The organism is Pseudomonas sp. MWU13-2105, from assembly GCF_023242315.1.
Classification (GTDB): Bacteria; Pseudomonadota; Gammaproteobacteria; order Pseudomonadales; family Pseudomonadaceae; genus Aquipseudomonas.
In genome coordinates this window covers 440,315-456,585 of the sequence record NZ_JALLIY010000002.1, presented here as the reverse complement: position 1 = coordinate 456,585, position 16,271 = coordinate 440,315, and the positions used below count along the sequence as shown (strand labels likewise).

Here is a 16,271-nt window from a genome sequence, read left to right as displayed (position 1 = left end):
CTACACGCTGCTGTCAACACCTCTTTTACTCCGCTTTCGATCGAGAAGATCGAACCGCTGAAGAGGCGAAAACACACTGCCTTTTTCAGCTACTTCTGGGCCTCGATGAACTGAAGCGAACCACCTGCCAAAACCCTCAAAACCTTTGTAACTCATTGAATCCCAAAGGCTTTTCCGTTTCGACTGCGCCGGAAGTGGGGCGAATTATAGAGCCACAGGATTTCCCGTCAACGCTTATTTTCACTTTTCTGCCACAAAGATCAAAAGCAGCGCAAAAACGACTATGGGAGCCAGCGGCTCCCATAGTGTTGTTTTCTATCTATAAAGCAGTGTTACTCGGCCTTGAGGGTGATCCGGGCAAATGCCTTCTTCCCCGCCTGGCAAACATGGGTAGCGCCCAGCTTGTATATAAAGGCGCGATCGACAACCTCACCATCTATACGCACACCACCGGAACCCAGCAGATCGCGAGCGACCGCCGAGTTCTTCACCAGGCCGGCTTTATTCAGGACAGCGGCAATCGGCATGTCTTCAGTCGCGCTGATCTCAACCTCAGGCAGATCGTCCGGCAGCTCGCCATCTTTCATGCGATTGCCCGCCGCACGGTGGGCATTGGCCGCAGCCTCCTCACCATGGAAACGCGCGACGATTTCCTCAGCCAGCAGGATCTTGATATCACGCGGATTCGCACCCGCCTCGACATCCTTGCGCAGCTGATTGATCTCATCCATCGAGCGGAAGCTCAGCAGCTCGAAGTAGCGCCACATCAAGGCATCCGGGATCGATACCAGCTTGCCGTACATGACGCCCGGCGCTTCCTGGATCCCCACATAGTTACCCAGGGACTTGGACATCTTCTTCACGCCATCCAGCCCTTCGAGCAGCGGCATGGTCAGAATGCATTGAGCCTCCTGCCCATAGGCGCGTTGCAGCTCACGCCCCATCAGCAGGTTGAACTTCTGGTCGGTACCGCCCAGCTCGACATCCGCGCGCAGCGCAACCGAGTCATAGCCTTGCACCAGCGGATAAAGGAACTCATGGATGGCGATCGGCTGGTTGGTGGTATAGCGCTTGTCGAAGTCGTCACGCTCGAGCATGCGCGCCACGGTGTACTGCGAGGTCAGGCGAATGAAGTCCGCCGGCCCCATCTTGTCCATCCAGGTGGAGTTGAACGCGACCTCGGTCTTGGCCGGATCGAGGATCTTGAACACCTGGGTCTTGTAGGTCTCGGCATTGTCGAGCACCTGCTCACGCGTCAGCGGCGGGCGCGTGGCGCTCTTGCCGCTCGGATCACCGATCATGCCGGTGAAATCGCCGATCAGGAAGATTACCTGATGCCCCAGCTCCTGGAACTGGCGCAGCTTGTTAATAAGGACTGTGTGGCCCAGGTGCAGATCCGGTGCCGTCGGGTCGAAGCCGGCCTTGATACGCAGCGGCTGGCCACGCTTGAGCTTCTCGACCAATTCGGACTCGACCAACACCTCTTCCGCACCACGCTTGATCAGCGCGAGCTGCTCTTCAACCGACTTCATAACCAACCTGCAAGGCTCAGATTCAAAGGGGACCAACCATACAAGATCGCCGCCCAAATACAAGTTTTGCCCGGCATACGGGCACGAAACGCCCGCCCGAACATGACAGACTTGCTTCAGCGATGATTTGGTTATATTTTATACAGTTATTTCATCTTCATCATGTCATTCATCTTTTCCAATTCATCTTCTTCAAAGTCAAATTACCTATGACCACAGAGCCGACTAAAGCGCCCCCGCTTTATCCGAAGACCCACCTGCTGGCCGCAAGTGGCATCGCCGCCCTTCTCAGCCTGGCGCTACTGGTATTCCCTTCCAGTGACGTAGAAGCCAAGAAGACAACGCTGAGCCTGGAGCTGGAAACCCCAGCGGATCAACTGACACAAGACAAAGACGCTGTCGAACTCGATCAAGCCACAAATGAAGGCAATCCATCGCCTTTCGCGCAGATCGACAACAGCGCCGAAGAGCCCCACGAGACCGCCAAGACCGAGCCGGCACCCGAGGAAAGGAAGCTGCCTGGCCACCGGGAAGTCACCGTAGCCCGGGGCGATACGCTTTCCACCCTGTTCGAGAAGGTCGGGCTGCCCGCTGCTTCAGTACATGAGGTCTTGGCCAGCGATAAACAAGCCAAGCAGTTTTCCCAACTCAAGCATGGCCAGCTCCTGGAGTTCGAGCTGACTCCCGACGGCCAGTTGAACAACCTGCACAGCAAGGTCAGCGACCTTGAAACCATCTCCCTGACCAAGGGCCCGAAAGGTTTCACCTTCAATCGCGTGGTCACCCAGCCGGTGGTACGTTCGGCCTATGTGCACGGGGTGATCAGCAGCTCGCTGTCACTCTCCGCGCAACGCGCCGGCATGCCCCACAGCCTGACTCGCGAAATGGCCCATGTCTTCGGCTACGACATCGACTTCGCCCAGGACATCCGCCCCGGCGACGAATTCGAAGTGATCTACGAGCAAAAAGTGCTCAACGGCAAGACTATCGGCACCGGCAATATCCTTTCCGCGCGCTTCACCAACCGCGGTAAGACCTACACCGCCGTGCGCTACACCAACAAGCAGGGCAACAGCAGCTATTACACGGCTGACGGCAACAGCATGCGCAAGGCCTTTATCCGCACCCCGGTGGATTTCGCCCGCATCAGCTCGCGCTTTTCCATGGGCCGCAAGCACCCGATCCTGAACAAGATCCGCGCCCACAAAGGCGTCGACTATGCCGCTCCGCGCGGTACGCCGATCAAGGCCGCCGGCGATGGCAAGGTTCTGCTGGCCGGTCGGCGCGGCGGCTACGGCAATACCGTGATCATCCAGCACGGTAATACCTACCGGACCCTGTACGGTCATATGCAAGGTTTTGCCAAGGGCATCCAGACCGGCAGCAACGTCAAGCAGGGCCAGGTGATTGGCTATATCGGCACCACCGGGCTGTCGACCGGCCCGCACCTGCACTACGAGTTCCAGGTCAATGGCGTACACGTCGACCCGCTGGGCCAGAAACTGCCCATGGCCGATCCGATCGCCAAGTCCGAACGCGCCCGCTTCCTGCAACAGAGCCAGCCGCTGATGGCGCGCATGAACCAGGAAAAATCCAGCAAAGTCGCTTCGGCCAAACGGTAAACCACGATGCTCTACATAGGTGTGATGTCCGGAACCAGTCTTGATGGGCTGGACATTGCCCTCGTGGCGCTCGATGACTCCATCCAGCTGCTGGCCAGCCACTACATTCCCATGCCCGACGCTTTGCGCGTCGAGCTGCTTGGCCTATGCGCCAGCGGCCCCGACGAGATAGCCCGCAGCGCGATCGCCGAGCAGAACTGGGTAAACCTTGCCGCCCAAGGTATCAATACCCTGCTGGAGCAACAGCAACTCGGACCCGAGTCGATTCGCGCCATTGGCAGCCACGGCCAGACCATCCGCCACGAACCGGCACGCGGCTTTACCGTGCAGATCGGCAACCCGGCCTTATTGGCGGAACTGACCGGCATCACCGTCGTCGGCGATTTCCGCCGCCGCGATGTGGCAGCGGGCGGCCAGGGCGCGCCACTGGTGCCGGCCTTCCATGAGGCGCTTTTCGAAGAACGCGAAGGCCAGCGCGCCGTGCTGAATGTCGGCGGCTTCAGCAATCTGAGCCTGATCGAGCCGGGCCAGGCGGTAGCCGGCTTCGACTGCGGCCCAGGCAACGTGTTGCTCGATGCCTGGATCCAGGATCAACGCAACGAACCCTACGACCGCAATGGCCGATGGGCGGCCAGCGGCCAGGTTGAACCGCGGCTGCTACAGGCGCTGCTCAGCGATCCGTTCTTCCAGACCAAGGGCCCGAAAAGCACCGGCCGCGAGGTTTTCAACCTGACCTGGCTGAAGCGACACCTGGGGCGCCTGCCGCCCCTCGCAGCCGAAGACATCCAGGCTACCCTGCTCGAACTCAGCGCAAGAACCATCGTCGAGTCGCTGACTGGCGCCCAGCAGAACACGCAAGAGTTACTGGTCTGCGGCGGCGGCGCCCATAACGCGACACTCATGGCCCGGCTCAGCCAGTTGCTGCCCGCCACCCGGGTTGCCAGCACCGCCAGCCATGGCGTGGACCCCGACTGGGTTGAAGCCATGGCCTTCGCCTGGCTGGCCCGATGCTGCCTTGATGGCATCGCCGCCAATCGCCCCAGCGTCACCGGTGCCCGCGGCCTGCGGGTGCTCGGCGCGATCTACCCCGCCTGACACACAGCAAAACGCCGCGAAATTCGCGGCGTCGAGGGTAAAGCGCTATCTGCGATCAGATCGAGAACGACGACCCGCAACCACAAGTGGTGGTGGCATTCGGGTTCTTGATCACAAAACGCGAGCCTTCCAGGCCTTCCTGGTAATCCACCTCGGCACCCGCCAGGTACTGGAAGCTCATTGGATCGACCACCAGGCTGACGCCTTCGCGCTCGACGATGGTGTCATCATCGGCCACTTCCTCATCGAAGGTGAAGCCGTACTGAAACCCTGAACAACCGCCGCCCGTAACGAATACGCGCAGCTTCAAGCGATCATTACCCTCTTCATCGACCAGGCTCTTCACCTTGTGCGCGGCACCGTGGGTGAATTGCAAAGCCGTGGGGGTGAAGGATTCGACGCTCATGCTGACTATCTCCCGGCGCTACGCCGCCATAATGCGTGATGACGGGCATTATCCGCTTCTCCTAGAAAAGCGGTCAACTATTGTTGTTACGATATATCAACCAACATGGCCTCACACCATGGAGCTCGCGATGGTCGTTAACGATGACGCGAGGCATCTAATGCCCCGCACCGCCTGGACTACCAACGCGAGCAAGCTCGCTCCTGCAAGAGGATCGATGCCTTACGGCAGCATGCCCGCGTGGGACAGGCCCAGGCGCTCGTCCAGACCGAACAGGATGTTCAGGTTCTGCACCGCCTGGCCCGAGGCGCCCTTGACCAGGTTGTCGATTACCGACAACACCACCACCAGGTCACCATCCTGCGGACGGTGCACGGCAATCCGGCAGACGTTGGCGCCACGCACGCTACGGGTTTCCGGATGGCTGCCGGCCGGCATCACATCGACGAACGGTTCGTTGGCATAACGCTTCTCGAACAGCGCCTGCAGGTCTACCGAACGGTCGACCACGGTCGCGTAAAGCGTGGAGTGGATACCACGGATCATCGGCGTGAGGTGCGGCACGAAGGTCAGGCCCACGTCCTGGCCCGCCGCGCGGCGCAGCCCCTGGCGGATTTCCGGCAGGTGACGATGGCCCTTGACCGCATAGGCCTTCAGGCTTTCGGAGGTTTCCGAGTACAACGAGCCGACGCTGGCACCGCGACCGGCACCGCTGACGCCCGACTTGCAGTCAGCAATCAACCGCGTTGTATCCGCCAGGCCGGCTTCAAGCAGCGGCAGGAAACCCAGTTGGGTCGCGGTCGGATAACAACCCGGTACGGCAATCAGGCGCGCCCGCTTGATCTGCTCGCGGTTCACTTCCGGCAGGCCGTAGACCGCCTCGTCCAGCAACGCCGGCGCACCGTGCGGCTGGCCATACCACTTGGCCCATTCTTCGGCATCCTGCAGGCGGAAGTCGGCGGACAGGTCGATGACCTTGGTCCCGGCGGACAGCAGCTCACCGGCCAGGGCGTGGGCGACACCATGGGGCGTGGCGAAGAACACCACGTCACAGGCACCGAGAGTCTTGATGTCCGGCACGCTGAACGCCAGGCCGTCGTAATGACCGCGCAGGTTCGGGTACATATCGGCCACGGCCAGGCCGGCCTCGGATCGCGAAGTGATAACTGCCACTTCTGCCTGCGGATGCTGTGCCAGCAGACGCAGCAATTCGACACCGGTGTAACCCGTGCCGCCGACGATACCGACCTTGACCATGACCTGCCCCTCAACGAAACCACTGGAAAGGCCACGATAATAGGGGCCATGCGCGCCTGCGACAACCGCCAAGGTGACGTGCGGACGCACAAGCCTCTACTATTCGGCCTACCGTGAACCTGGGAATAACCAAAAATGCTCTATCTGTGGGTCAAAGCCTTTCATATCGTCAGTGTCGTCTGCTGGTTTGCCGGCCTGTTCTATCTACCGCGCCTGTTCGTCTACCACGCCCAGAGCGAGGACAACGTCAGCCAGGAACGCTTCAGCGTCATGGAACGCAAGCTGTACCGCGGCATCATGGGCCCGGCGATGATCGCCACGCTGGTCTTCGGCGGCTGGCTGATCGCCCTCAACCCGAGCATCTTCAGCCAGGGCGGCTGGATCCATGCCAAGCTGACCCTGGTGGTGGTGCTGATCGGCTATCACCATATGTGCGGGGCCCAGGTAAAACGTTTTGCCCGTGGCGAAAACACCCGCAGTCATGTCTTTTATCGCTGGTTCAATGAAGTGCCGGTTCTGCTATTGCTGGCTATTGTCATCCTGGTCGTTGTCCGGCCGTTCTAGCCAGCCGTCCCCCCCTGCCCGGAGCACATTCCATGTCGTTGCCCACCCTGCTCGAACAACGCCTGCGCTTACCCGTGGTGGCCGCGCCGATGTTCCTGATTTCCAACCCGCAACTGGTGCTCGCCTGCTGTCGCAACGGGGTGGTGGGCAGCTTCCCCGCCCTGAACCAGCGCGAGAGCAGTGGCTTCAAGGCCTGGCTCGAGGAAATCGAAGCCGGCCTGGCGACCCTGGACAATCCGGCGCCGTACGCCGTCAACCTGATCGTGCACAACAGCAACCCACGGCTCCAGGCGGATCTGCAGATCTGTATCGAGCACCAGGTGCCGATCGTTATTACCAGCCTGGGCGCGGTCAAGGAGTTGGTGGACGCCGTGCACAGCTATGGTGGCCTGGTGTTCCACGACGTGACCACCCGCCGCCATGCCGAGAAAGCCGCCGAGGCCGGTGTCGACGGGCTGATCGCCGTGGCGGCCGGTGCCGGCGGGCATGCCGGCACCTGGAGCCCGTTCGCCCTGATCGCTGAAATCCGCCAGTTCTTCGACAAGACCCTGCTGCTGGCCGGCTGCCTGAACCACGGTCACGAGATTCTCGCCGCCCAGTTGCTCGGCGCGGATCTGGCCTACTTCGGCACGCGCTTTATCGCAACCACGGAAAGTCATGCCCCCGAAGCTTATAAGGAGATGCTGCTCACATCCCAGGCGGCCGATATCGTGCACACTGCGGCGGTATCCGGGGTGCCCGCGAGCTTTATGCGTCAAAGCCTGGAAAATGCCGGTTTCGACCTCGCCGCGTTGCAAGGCAAGGGCGAGGTGAACTTCGGCGCCAAGCTCAAGCCGCTCGGCGACGAGGCCAAGGCCTGGAAAACCGTCTGGTCGGCCGGCCAGGGCGTCGGTGAGATCGATGACCTGCCCAGCGTCGACCAACTGGTCGCCCGGCTCGATGCCGAGTATCGCAAGGCCCAGGCACTGGCCGCAGAGTTGCCCCGGCACTGGCCACGACCGTAACATCCGTGTTGCAGGCTTACCCTGCAATGCCAATGACATGTGACAAGGACGCCCTTCATGAGCGAAAACCGCTTCAAAATCGTGTTCGACGGCACCTTGCAGGCCGGCGTGGACAAAAGCACCGCCCAGTTCAACCTGGCCGCGCTGTTCAAGACCGACGTGGCTTCGGTGGAACGGCTGTTCAGTGGCCAGCCGGTCGCCCTGAAGCGCGACCTTTCGGCCGCCGAGGCCGAGTCCTATCTGCAAGCCTTGCGCAAGACCGGCATCGAAGCCCGCCTGGAGGCCGAACCGGCGGCCGTCGAACTGAGCCTGGCGGATATCGATGACCTGCCGGCCAGCACCGCGCCAGCGGAGCCAGCGACTTACCAGTCACCCTACGCGCCGCCGCAAGCCCAGGTCGGCGATACCCTGCCCGCCTTCGGCCAGCTCCAGGCCTTCACCACCCGCGGGCGTATCGGCCGGCTGCGCTACCTGGCCTGGAGCATGGTCCTGATGTTCGTGACCCTACCGGTGGCCGGCGCGATCTTCGCCTTCGCCATGGGCACCGCGGCAGCCTCGCTGAACACCGCGATCACCATTGGCGTCGTACTCGGCGGCGCTGCCTTGATCGCCTTCATGGTCTTTTCCATCCAGATCGCCGTACAACGCCTGCACGATATCGGCTGGTCCGGTTGGCTCTGGCTACTGACCCTGGTCCCCTTCGTCGGCAGCCTGTTCCCCTTTGTGCTGATGTTCTGCCCCGGCAATAGCGGCGCCAACCAATACGGCGCACCGCCCCCACCGAACAGCACCGCGGTCAAGGTCTTGGCCGTGCTCTCGGTCGTCTGCGGGGTCATCTTTGGCATCGTTGCGGTAACCGGCGGTCTGAGCAACCTGGAGAGAGACTACAACAACGAATCGACCAGCTATTCGCAAAGCAGCGACGCCGTCAGCGCCGACGAGGCCGACAGCCCCGACGATGCGGCAGCGGCAGCCGAATCCGCGCCGCCCGCTGTAGACTATGAGCAAGATGAAAAAGAATAACCGCTTCTGAGCCTGCGACCCTCTGTCCCAAGGCTCGGAGCCGTTGTGATGGAGAATTGCATGACCCGTTACGCCCTGATCACCGGCGCCTCCAGCGGTATTGGCCTGGCCCTGGCCGAAGCCCTGGCGCGCCGTGGCCGCAGCCTGATTCTGGTGGCCCGCCAGCGTGATCAGCTGGAAACCATTGCCCTGGAACTGACCCAGCGCTTTGGCGTCGAGGTGTTGTTTCGTGCCTGCGACCTGAGCGAGCCGCTGCGCCTGTCCGGCTTCCTGTTGGAGCTGGAGGAAGGCGAGCGACAGATTGACCTGCTGGTCAACTGCGCCGGCCTCGGCACTTGCGGGCCGTTCCTGGCCCAGGATTGGGGGACCGAGCAAGACCTGATCGAAGTCAATATCCTCGCCCTGACCCGACTTTGTCATACCCTGGGTAACCTCATGGCGATACAGGGTGGCGGGCAGATTCTCAACGTCGCCTCCATCGCGGCGTTTCACCCGGCGCCCTGGATGAGCAGTTATTACGCGAGCAAGGCTTACGTGCTGCACTTCTCCGAAGGCCTGCGCGAAGAGCTTAAGAAAACCGGGATCAAGGTCTCGGTGCTCTGCCCCGGCCTGACCCGGACCGCGTTCTTTCGCAACGCACAGCTGGCCGTAGAAAAGCTTTCGCACAGCAAACTGATGATGAGCCCCGAAGAAGTCGCACTGTACGCGGTACGCGCGCTGGAGAAGAACCGCGCGGTGATCATTCCCGGCTGGCGCAACCGCTGGCTGGCCCGCGTCCCGCGCCTGATGCCGCGCTGGGCGATGCGCAAGCTCGCCGGTGTCGCGACCAGGACCTATTGCCCGCGCTGAAACTTGAACTCACGGCCGTGTCCGTACAGACTCTGGCCCGAACCACTCAACGGAGAAACAGCTGTGGATACTCTGTTCACCAAGATCATCAACAGAGAAATACCCGCGAAGATCATTTACGAGGATGACCAGGTCCTGGCCTTCCACGATATCGCCCCGCAGGCACCGGTGCATTTCCTGGTTATTCCGAAAAAGCCGGTACGCACCCTCAATGACCTGACCGAAGACGACAAGGCCCTGGCCGGACATATCCTGTTCACCGCCCAACGTCTGGCCCTGGAGCTGGGTTGTGAAAAAGGCTTCCGCGTGGTGATGAACTGCAATGAAGAGGGTGGACAAACCGTCTATCACATTCATATGCACGTACTGGGTCAGCGCCAGATGCACTGGCCACCGGGCTGATACAACTTCACGAACACCCCGATCTGTAGGAGCAGGGCTTGCCCGCGAAGCTTTTAGCGTCCTTGCGGACCTCGTCGCTGCGATACGGCGACCCGACAAGCCAGGCTCCTGCAGGACTAACGGTGTCTGCAAGATCGCGTACAGCAGCAACATCCCCCCGCCCCCCTGACCCAACGCAAACCTTCCGCTCTCGATTGCGGTAAACTGCAGGCCGAGATTTTTCCCGGAGGTCAGCATGACTACCCAACGTCACTACTCGCCGATTGACCGTCTTCTGCTGCAAGCCGATACCGCGATGCGCACCTTGCTGCCGTTCAGCGGCCAGCCCTACCGCCCTTCGCCGGCTATCGTGCAGCCCGACGCGCCGATGAGCGAAGACGACAGCCGTCACGTCGCCGGCCTGATGCGCATCAACCATACCGGGGAAGTCTGTGCCCAGGCCCTCTATCAGGGCCAGGCCTTGACCGCCAAGCTGCCCCATGTGCGCGCCGCCATGGAAAAGGCTGCCGAAGAAGAAGTCGATCACCTGGCCTGGTGCGAACAGCGCATCCGCCAGTTGGGCAGCCATCCCAGCGTGCTCAACCCGCTGTTCTATGGCCTGTCCTTCGGCATCGGTGCCGCCGCTGGGCTGATCAGCGACAAGGTCAGCCTGGGCTTTGTCGCAGCCACCGAAGACCAGGTGTGCAAACACCTGAACGAACACCTGGAGCAGTTGCCGGCCGAGGACGAAAAGTCCCGGGCGATCCTTGAGCAGATGCGCATCGACGAAGAACATCACGCCGAGTCCGCGCTGAACGCCGGCGGCTTCCGCTTCCCGGCTCCGGTGAAGTTCGGTATGAGCCTGCTGGCCAAGGTCATGACCAAGAGCACCTACCGCATCTGAGCCACCGCGGCTACGCCAAGAAACAGGTAAAAAAAGAAGGGCGCCACTCGGGCGCCCTTCTTTTTTGGCCAGGAAACTTACGTCGGCATATTGCGTGCGTAAAAAATCTCCAGCATTTCGTGCTTCACCCGCTCGGTCACCTGGGCACGCTGCTCCGCCGACAGGTTGTTGGTCGCGTCGCCGAACAGGTAGTTGTCCAGTTCGAACTCCTTGAGCAGCATCTTGGTGTGGAACATGTTCTCCTGATACACATTCACATCCGTCATCTGATAGCTCTTGCGGCTGTCTTCCGAAAGATAGTTCTGGATCGAGTTGATCTCGTGGTCGATGAAGTGTTTCTTGCCTTCGACATCACGGGTGAAACCACGTACGCGATAATCGACGGTGACGATGTCCGAGTCGAACTGGTGGATCAGGTAGTTGAGGGCTTTGAGCGGTGAAATGACGCCGCACGTCGACACATCGATGTCCACACGGAACGTCGCGATACCGTCGACCGGATGGATTTCCGGGTAGGTATGCACCGTGATGTGGCTCTTGTCGAGGTGAGCCAGGATGGTCTCGGGCAACGGGCCCGGGGATTCTTCGATCTGACTGTCGGTCGGGGTCACCGGCTGTTCGGAGATCAGGATCGTGACACTGGCACCTTGAGGGTCGTAGTCCTGACGCGCGATGTTCAGGATGTTGGCACCAATGATATCCACCACTTCCGTGAGGATCTGCGTCAGGCGTTCCGCGTCGTATTCCTGGTTGATGTACTCGACGTAGGCCTGCTGGTCCTGCGGGGTTTCCGCATAGCAGATGTCATAGATGTTGAAGCTCAAGGTCTTGGTCAGGTTATTGAACCCGTGGAGCTTGAGTTTGCTTTTCACCGTTAAAAACTCTCTATATCGATGCGGCACCGCCGCGTGATCAAGCATGCCCGTCAGTTGTGAACGACACAGCTGCGTAGGACGGTTAACACCTCTTCGCGATGGCGATTTTGGTTGTCTGTTCGGGTCCGTGGCCGCAGGTGTGCTGCTGGCCAGGCGCCCTGAAAAAAGTGGCGCATTATGCAGACCTGAACGACTGATCGCCAGAGTCTGCATGGACTTTATGATAGTTGAATGTCGACTCAGCCGAGTTCGATGATCTCGTAATCATGGCTGATGGCAACGCCAGCGGCACCGAGCATGATCGAAGCCGAGCAGTATTTCTCCGCTGACAGCTCGATCGCCCGCTTGACCTGGGCTTCCTTCAGGCCGCGGCCCTTGACCACGAAGTGCAGGTGGATCTTGGTGAACACCTTGGGGTCTTCGGTGGCGCGCTCGGCCTCGAGAAAGGCTTCGCAGCTCTCAACCGGCTGACGCGACTTCTTCAGGATGCTGACCACGTCGAAGTTACTGCAACCGCCCAGGCCCAACAGCAACATTTCCATGGGACGAACGCCCAGGTTACGGCCACCGCTTTCCGGCGGACCGTCCATGACCACCACATGCCCGCTACCGGACTCTCCGAGGAACATGGCTTCGCCAGCCCATTGGATGCGTGCCTTCATCACCTAGACTCCACTGCTGAAAAAAGGGAGCCAGCTTAGCACAGCGGCCCGCCCCGACAGGAAACCGGCAATGGGCGACGACTGGTCAAGCGAGCACATAAATTCCCCATTTTCCACACAATGCCTCTGTTATGCTGGCGCCAAATCACTGGCGTTATGCCAGCCTTGCAGCTATGCCTAAAACAACAAACCACACCGTGCAGTCTTTTCGGGAAACAACCATGGTTGCTCTGGCTTCCGCTTCCGCCCCCAAGATCAAGAACCTCGACAAACTGCTGATGCATTGTCAGCGCCGCCGCTATCAGGCCAAGAGCAATATCATTTGTGCCGGTGACCGTTCGCAAACCCTGTTTTTCATCATCAAGGGCTCAGTCACGATCCTCATTGAAGATGACGACGGGCGGGAAATGATCATCGCCTACCTCAATTCCGGGGACTTTTTCGGCGAGCTCGGCCTGTTCGAACAGGCCGGCCTGGAGCAGGAGCGTAGCGCCTGGGTACGGGCCAAGATCGAGTGCGAAGTGGCAGAGATCAGCTACTGCAAATTCCGCGAACTGGCCCAACAGGACCCGGATATTCTCTACGCCCTCAGCGGCCAGATTGCCCAGCGCCTGCGCAACACCACGCGCAAGGTCGGTGACCTGGCATTCTTCGACGTCACCGGCCGCGTGGCCCGTTGCCTGCTCGAACTGTGCAAACAACCCGATGCCATGACTCACCCCGACGGCATGCAGATCAAGATCACCCGCCAGGAAATCGGCCGGATTGTCGGCTGCTCGCGGGAAATGGTCGGACGGGTGCTCAAGGATCTGGAAGAGCAGAACCTGGTGCACGTCAAAGGCAAGACCATGGTGGTGTTCGGCACCCGTTAAGGGTGGAAGATATCCTGCAGCATCTGTTGGTACAGCTCGCTGAGCCGCTCAAGGAATAGCGGCGCGGCATAGACTTCATGCAAGGCGACATGGCTTTGCGCCCGGACCCGGGCATCCAACTGGCAGGTCTGGTTGAAGCGATTGACCGCGGCCACCATCGAGTCGCGCTCGTTATCCATCAACATCGCACCGTGCACCAACCCCACGGGCCGAGTGCCACCCTGGCTCTGGCGCCAGCGCTGGGCGGTGCCGACCATCTTGCGAGCATTGAGGTTGACGTTGAAGCGACCGTCGCAGAACGCGCCATCGATTTCGCCCAGGGATGAAACACCGCCCAACTCATCCAGCGCATCGCAGATCGGCTGGCACAGGCGCCGATAGCCGGTCTCGATACGATTCTGGTCACCTTCGTGACGGGGCGGGGCATACACCAGGGCGATATTCACTGTAGCGCCGGACTGCGGTACCGGCTCGCCGCCGGTTTCACGCAGCAATACCGGCCAACCGCTGGCTGCCAGGGCATCGCAGGCGGCGTCGAAACCCGGCAAGCGATTCAAGCGCCGTGGCATCACCAGCGCGCGATCGCTGGGCTGCCAGAACAACAGCCCCCAATCCTGCTCACCGGCACAGACCGAGGCCAGCAGATCCTGTTCGGCACGCAGGCCGGCTTCGACGGTGAGGGCAACGAGCTGGGGCATCGAGGTCATCCTGATAACGAGCCCTGCTCAGTCGAGGGTCGAGCCAGTGATTGCCGGGGCGCCACGCTCCGGGAAAAACAGGCGCTGCAATTCATCGCCCGGGCTGTCCGCGCGCATGAATGCCTCGCCCACCAGGAACGAATAGACTTCGCTGATTTCCATCAACTCGACATCCGCCCGGTTGAGAATACCGCTCTCGGTAATCACCAGGCGATCACGGGGGACCATCGGCAACAAGTCGAGGGTGGTTTCCAGGCTGACCTCAAAAGTATGCAGGTTGCGGTTGTTGATCCCGATCAGCGGCGTATCCAGCACCTTCAAGGCCCGCTCCAGTTCGGCGGCGTCATGGGACTCCACCAGCACATCGAGACCGACGCCCTTGGCCACCGCGGCCAATTCAGCCATCAAAGCATCGTCCAGCGCCGCGACGATCAGCAGGATGCAATCGGCGCCGAGGGCACGGGCTTCGACGATCTGATACGGGTCGACCATGAAATCCTTGCGGATCACCGGCAGCTTGCACGCCGCGCGCGCCTGCTGCAGGTAGAGGTCGGCGCCCTGGAAATAGTCGACGTCGGTCAACACCGACAGGCAGGTCGCCCCGCCCTTTTCGTAGCTGCGAGCGATGTCGGCCGGAATGAAGTTCTCGCGGATCACGCCCTTGCTCGGCGAAGCCTTCTTGATTTCGGCAATCACCGCCGGCTGCTTCTGCTTCGCCCGCTCGATCAGCGCCTGGGCGAAACCGCGCGGCGCGTCGGCGATCCGAGCCATGGCCTCGAGCTCGGCCAGACTCACGCGAGCGCTGCGCTCAGCCACTTCCTCGGCCTTGCGGGCGAGGATCTTTTCCAGAACGGTTGGCACACTCATCCTTCATTCTCCTGCTTGAATACGGCGGTGAACGCGCCCAGCTCTTCGAGCTTTTCCCGGGCGAGGCCGGTGTGCAGTGCATCGTGAGCCAGGGCAACGCCTTCTTTGAGGCTGCTGGCATGGTCGGCGGCATACAGCGCGGCACCGGCATTGAGCACGATCATTTCCGCGGCTTTCTGGCCGTTCTCGGTCTTGCGACGCCCCAGGGCATCACGGATCAGTTCCAGGGATGCCGCCGGGCTCTCGACCACCAAGCCAAACAGACTCTGGCTTTTTATACCCAAGTCTTCAGGCTGGACCCAGTATTCAGTTATTGCACCATCTTTCAGCTCCGCCACGAAGGTGGGTGCGGCCAGGCTGAATTCATCCAGGCCGTCCTGGGAATGCACCACCAGTACGTGCTTGCTGCCCAGGCGGTGCAGCACTTCGGCCAATGGCCGGCAGAGGGCCTGGGTGAACACGCCGACCACCTGATGCTTCACGCCAGCCGGATTCGTAAGCGGGCCGAGCATGTTGAACAGGGTGCGCAAGCCCAGGTCGCGGCGCGGCGCGGCGGCATATTTCATCGCACGGTGGTGGGTCTGGGCGAACATGAAGCCGATCCCGACATTATCGATGCAGCGCGCCACCTGGACCGGCGTCAGGTTCAGGTAGATGCCGGCGGCCTCCAGCAGGTCGGCACTGCCACTTTTACCCGACACCGCGCGGTTGCCATGCTTGGCCACGGTGCAACCGGCAGCCGCCACGACAAAGGCGGAAGCGGTGGACACGTTGAAAATATTCGCCCCGTCACCGCCGGTGCCGACCACATCGACCACACCGTCGAGGGTCTTGAGTTCGACCTTGTCGGCCAACTCGCGCATCACCGAGACCGCGCCGACGATTTCGTCGATGCTTTCGCTCTTCATGCGCATGGCCATCATAAAGGCGCCGATCTGCGCCTCGGTGCATTGCCCGGTCATGATTTCACGCATGACATCGCGCATTTCATCGGTGCTCAGGTCCAGATGGCCGACGATACGGCCCAGCGCAGTCTTGATATCCATGAAAACTCCTTAGCGCGTGCCGCCGGTCTGTTTGAGAAAGTTGGCGAACAGCTCGTGGCCCTGCTCGGAGAGAATCGACTCGGGGTGGAATTGCACCCCTTCGATGTTCAGTGTCTTGTGGCGCAAGCCCATGATCTCGTCGACCGAGCCGTCGTCCAGCTGGGTCCAGGCGGTCAGTTCCAGGCAGTCCGGCAAGGTTTCGCGCTTGACGATCAGCGAGTGATAGCGGGTAACGGTCAACGGCAGGTTCAGGCCTGCGAACACACCCTTGCCTTCATGGAACAGCGGGCTGGTCTTGCCGTGCATCACCTGGCGGGCACGCACCACATCGCCGCCAAAGGCCTGGCCGATGGATTGATGGCCGAGGCAGACACCGAGGATCGGCAGCTTGCCGGCAAAATACTTGATCGCCTCCAGGGAAATACCCGCCTCGGTCGGCGTGCAGGGCCCCGGCGAGACCACGATGCGTTCCGGCTTGAGGGCTGCGATTTCGGCCACGGTCAATTCGTCGTTGCGCACGACCTTGACGTCCGCGCCCAACTCACCGAGGTATTGCACGACGTTGTAGGTAAACGAGTCGTAGTTATCGATCATCAGCAACATGACAAAAAGCT

At 61.0% G+C, this 16,271-nt stretch carries 18 protein-coding genes; 9 read left to right on the top strand and 9 right to left on the bottom strand.

The features are described from left to right. Positions 1-332 precede the first annotated feature (332 nt). Positions 333-1,532 carry a tyrosine--tRNA ligase gene (gene tyrS / locus M5B96_RS04800; protein ID WP_248795405.1) on the bottom strand — a complete coding sequence of 400 codons (1,200 nt, stop codon included), beginning with the start codon at positions 1,530-1,532 and terminating at the stop codon, positions 333-335. A 209-nt stretch (positions 1,533-1,741) separates the two neighbouring features. Here tyrS and M5B96_RS04795 point away from each other — a divergent pair, with 209 nt between their 5' ends. Continuing rightward, a complete protein-coding gene (locus M5B96_RS04795) occupies positions 1,742-3,154 on the top strand; it encodes a peptidoglycan DD-metalloendopeptidase family protein (RefSeq protein ID WP_248795403.1) in 1,413 nt (470 codons plus the stop codon). Between the two features lie 6 nt (positions 3,155-3,160). After that, positions 3,161-4,249, top strand: a complete 1,089-nt coding sequence (locus M5B96_RS04790) for an anhydro-N-acetylmuramic acid kinase (RefSeq protein WP_248795401.1) — start codon at positions 3,161-3,163, stop codon at positions 4,247-4,249. A gap of 55 nt (positions 4,250-4,304) precedes the next feature. On the opposite strand, the gene erpA is transcribed toward M5B96_RS04790, so the two are convergent. Beyond that, on the bottom strand, positions 4,305-4,655 hold the full coding sequence (gene erpA / locus M5B96_RS04785; RefSeq protein WP_007906865.1) for an iron-sulfur cluster insertion protein ErpA: 351 nt from the start codon (positions 4,653-4,655) through the stop codon (positions 4,305-4,307). 222 nt (positions 4,656-4,877) lie between these two features. Continuing rightward, positions 4,878-5,912, bottom strand: a complete 1,035-nt coding sequence (argC, locus tag M5B96_RS04780) for an N-acetyl-gamma-glutamyl-phosphate reductase (protein ID WP_248795400.1) — start codon at positions 5,910-5,912, stop codon at positions 4,878-4,880. 135 nt (positions 5,913-6,047) lie between these two features. Here argC and hemJ point away from each other — a divergent pair, with 135 nt between their 5' ends. The 6 genes from hemJ (at position 6,048) to coq7 (ending at position 10,637) form a co-directional block, all read left to right on the top strand. Next, the gene (gene hemJ / locus M5B96_RS04775) at positions 6,048-6,476 is read left to right on the top strand and encodes a protoporphyrinogen oxidase HemJ (RefSeq protein ID WP_248795399.1); all 429 of its coding nucleotides are present in this window, start codon (positions 6,048-6,050) and stop codon (positions 6,474-6,476) included. A gap of 32 nt (positions 6,477-6,508) precedes the next feature. Then, entirely contained in the window at positions 6,509-7,480 is a 972-nt protein-coding gene (locus tag M5B96_RS04770) for an NAD(P)H-dependent flavin oxidoreductase (RefSeq protein ID WP_248795398.1), read from the top strand. Positions 7,481-7,537: 57 nt separating this feature from the next. Then, complete coding sequence (locus tag M5B96_RS04765; protein ID WP_248795397.1) at positions 7,538-8,503, top strand: DUF805 domain-containing protein; 966 nt, start codon at positions 7,538-7,540, stop codon at positions 8,501-8,503. 60 nt (positions 8,504-8,563) lie between these two features. Beyond that, complete coding sequence (locus M5B96_RS04760; protein ID WP_248795396.1) at positions 8,564-9,352, top strand: SDR family NAD(P)-dependent oxidoreductase; 789 nt, start codon at positions 8,564-8,566, stop codon at positions 9,350-9,352. A 63-nt stretch (positions 9,353-9,415) separates the two neighbouring features. After that, the gene (locus M5B96_RS04755; RefSeq protein ID WP_008027110.1) at positions 9,416-9,754 is read left to right on the top strand and encodes a histidine triad nucleotide-binding protein; all 339 of its coding nucleotides are present in this window, start codon (positions 9,416-9,418) and stop codon (positions 9,752-9,754) included. A 235-nt stretch (positions 9,755-9,989) separates the two neighbouring features. Beyond that, positions 9,990-10,637, top strand: a complete 648-nt coding sequence (gene coq7 / locus M5B96_RS04750; protein ID WP_248795395.1) for a 2-polyprenyl-3-methyl-6-methoxy-1,4-benzoquinone monooxygenase — start codon at positions 9,990-9,992, stop codon at positions 10,635-10,637. A gap of 77 nt (positions 10,638-10,714) precedes the next feature. Here coq7 and speD read toward each other — a convergent pair whose 3' ends face one another. Together speD and M5B96_RS04740 are read right to left on the bottom strand one after the other, a co-directional pair. Then, on the bottom strand, positions 10,715-11,509 hold the full coding sequence (gene speD / locus M5B96_RS04745) for an adenosylmethionine decarboxylase (protein ID WP_248795394.1): 795 nt from the start codon (positions 11,507-11,509) through the stop codon (positions 10,715-10,717). Between the two features lie 242 nt (positions 11,510-11,751). Continuing rightward, positions 11,752-12,174 carry an OsmC family protein gene (locus M5B96_RS04740; protein ID WP_121135108.1) on the bottom strand — a complete coding sequence of 141 codons (423 nt, stop codon included), beginning with the start codon at positions 12,172-12,174 and terminating at the stop codon, positions 11,752-11,754. Between the two features lie 221 nt (positions 12,175-12,395). Here M5B96_RS04740 and crp point away from each other — a divergent pair, with 221 nt between their 5' ends. After that, on the top strand, positions 12,396-13,046 hold the full coding sequence (gene crp / locus M5B96_RS04735; protein WP_248795392.1) for a cAMP-activated global transcriptional regulator CRP: 651 nt from the start codon (positions 12,396-12,398) through the stop codon (positions 13,044-13,046). Here the strand turns inward: crp and M5B96_RS04730 are convergent. The 4 genes from M5B96_RS04730 to M5B96_RS04715 are packed head-to-tail and all read right to left on the bottom strand — an operon-like array spanning position 13,043 to position 16,260. Then, the gene (locus M5B96_RS04730; protein WP_248795390.1) at positions 13,043-13,744 is read right to left on the bottom strand and encodes a biotin/lipoate A/B protein ligase family protein; all 702 of its coding nucleotides are present in this window, start codon (positions 13,742-13,744) and stop codon (positions 13,043-13,045) included. The two genes, crp and M5B96_RS04730, sit on opposite strands and share 4 nt — an antisense overlap. A 27-nt stretch (positions 13,745-13,771) precedes the next feature. Then, positions 13,772-14,611: an indole-3-glycerol phosphate synthase TrpC gene (gene trpC / locus M5B96_RS04725; protein WP_248795388.1), complete on the bottom strand. Its 840-nt coding sequence runs from the start codon at positions 14,609-14,611 to the stop codon at positions 13,772-13,774. After that, positions 14,608-15,657 (bottom strand): anthranilate phosphoribosyltransferase, encoded by a 1,050-nt coding sequence (gene trpD, locus M5B96_RS04720; RefSeq protein WP_248795387.1) that lies wholly within the window; start codon positions 15,655-15,657, stop codon positions 14,608-14,610. Before trpD ends, trpC begins: the two co-directional genes overlap by 4 nt. A gap of 9 nt (positions 15,658-15,666) precedes the next feature. Next, complete coding sequence (locus M5B96_RS04715) at positions 15,667-16,260, bottom strand: aminodeoxychorismate/anthranilate synthase component II (protein ID WP_248795386.1); 594 nt, start codon at positions 16,258-16,260, stop codon at positions 15,667-15,669. Between the last annotated feature and the right edge of the window lie 11 nt (positions 16,261-16,271).

Coding starts and splice junctions, on each gene's coding strand:
- tyrS (WP_248795405.1), bottom strand. CDS start 1,532: ATGAAGTCGGTTGAAGAGCAGCTCGCGCTGATCAAGCGTGGTGCGGAA.
- M5B96_RS04795 (WP_248795403.1), top strand. CDS start 1,742: ATGACCACAGAGCCGACTAAAGCGCCCCCGCTTTATCCGAAGACCCAC.
- M5B96_RS04790 (WP_248795401.1), top strand. CDS start 3,161: ATGCTCTACATAGGTGTGATGTCCGGAACCAGTCTTGATGGGCTGGAC.
- erpA (WP_007906865.1), bottom strand. CDS start 4,655: ATGAGCGTCGAATCCTTCACCCCCACGGCTTTGCAATTCACCCACGGT.
- argC (WP_248795400.1), bottom strand. CDS start 5,912: ATGGTCAAGGTCGGTATCGTCGGCGGCACGGGTTACACCGGTGTCGAA.
- hemJ (WP_248795399.1), top strand. CDS start 6,048: ATGCTCTATCTGTGGGTCAAAGCCTTTCATATCGTCAGTGTCGTCTGC.
- M5B96_RS04770 (WP_248795398.1), top strand. CDS start 6,509: ATGTCGTTGCCCACCCTGCTCGAACAACGCCTGCGCTTACCCGTGGTG.
- M5B96_RS04765 (WP_248795397.1), top strand. CDS start 7,538: ATGAGCGAAAACCGCTTCAAAATCGTGTTCGACGGCACCTTGCAGGCC.
- M5B96_RS04760 (WP_248795396.1), top strand. CDS start 8,564: ATGACCCGTTACGCCCTGATCACCGGCGCCTCCAGCGGTATTGGCCTG.
- coq7 (WP_248795395.1), top strand. CDS start 9,990: ATGACTACCCAACGTCACTACTCGCCGATTGACCGTCTTCTGCTGCAA.
- M5B96_RS04740 (WP_121135108.1), bottom strand. CDS start 12,174: ATGAAGGCACGCATCCAATGGGCTGGCGAAGCCATGTTCCTCGGAGAG.
- crp (WP_248795392.1), top strand. CDS start 12,396: ATGGTTGCTCTGGCTTCCGCTTCCGCCCCCAAGATCAAGAACCTCGAC.
- M5B96_RS04730 (WP_248795390.1), bottom strand. CDS start 13,744: ATGCCCCAGCTCGTTGCCCTCACCGTCGAAGCCGGCCTGCGTGCCGAA.
- trpC (WP_248795388.1), bottom strand. CDS start 14,611: ATGAGTGTGCCAACCGTTCTGGAAAAGATCCTCGCCCGCAAGGCCGAG.
- trpD (WP_248795387.1), bottom strand. CDS start 15,657: ATGGATATCAAGACTGCGCTGGGCCGTATCGTCGGCCATCTGGACCTG.
- M5B96_RS04715 (WP_248795386.1), bottom strand. CDS start 16,260: ATGTTGCTGATGATCGATAACTACGACTCGTTTACCTACAACGTCGTG.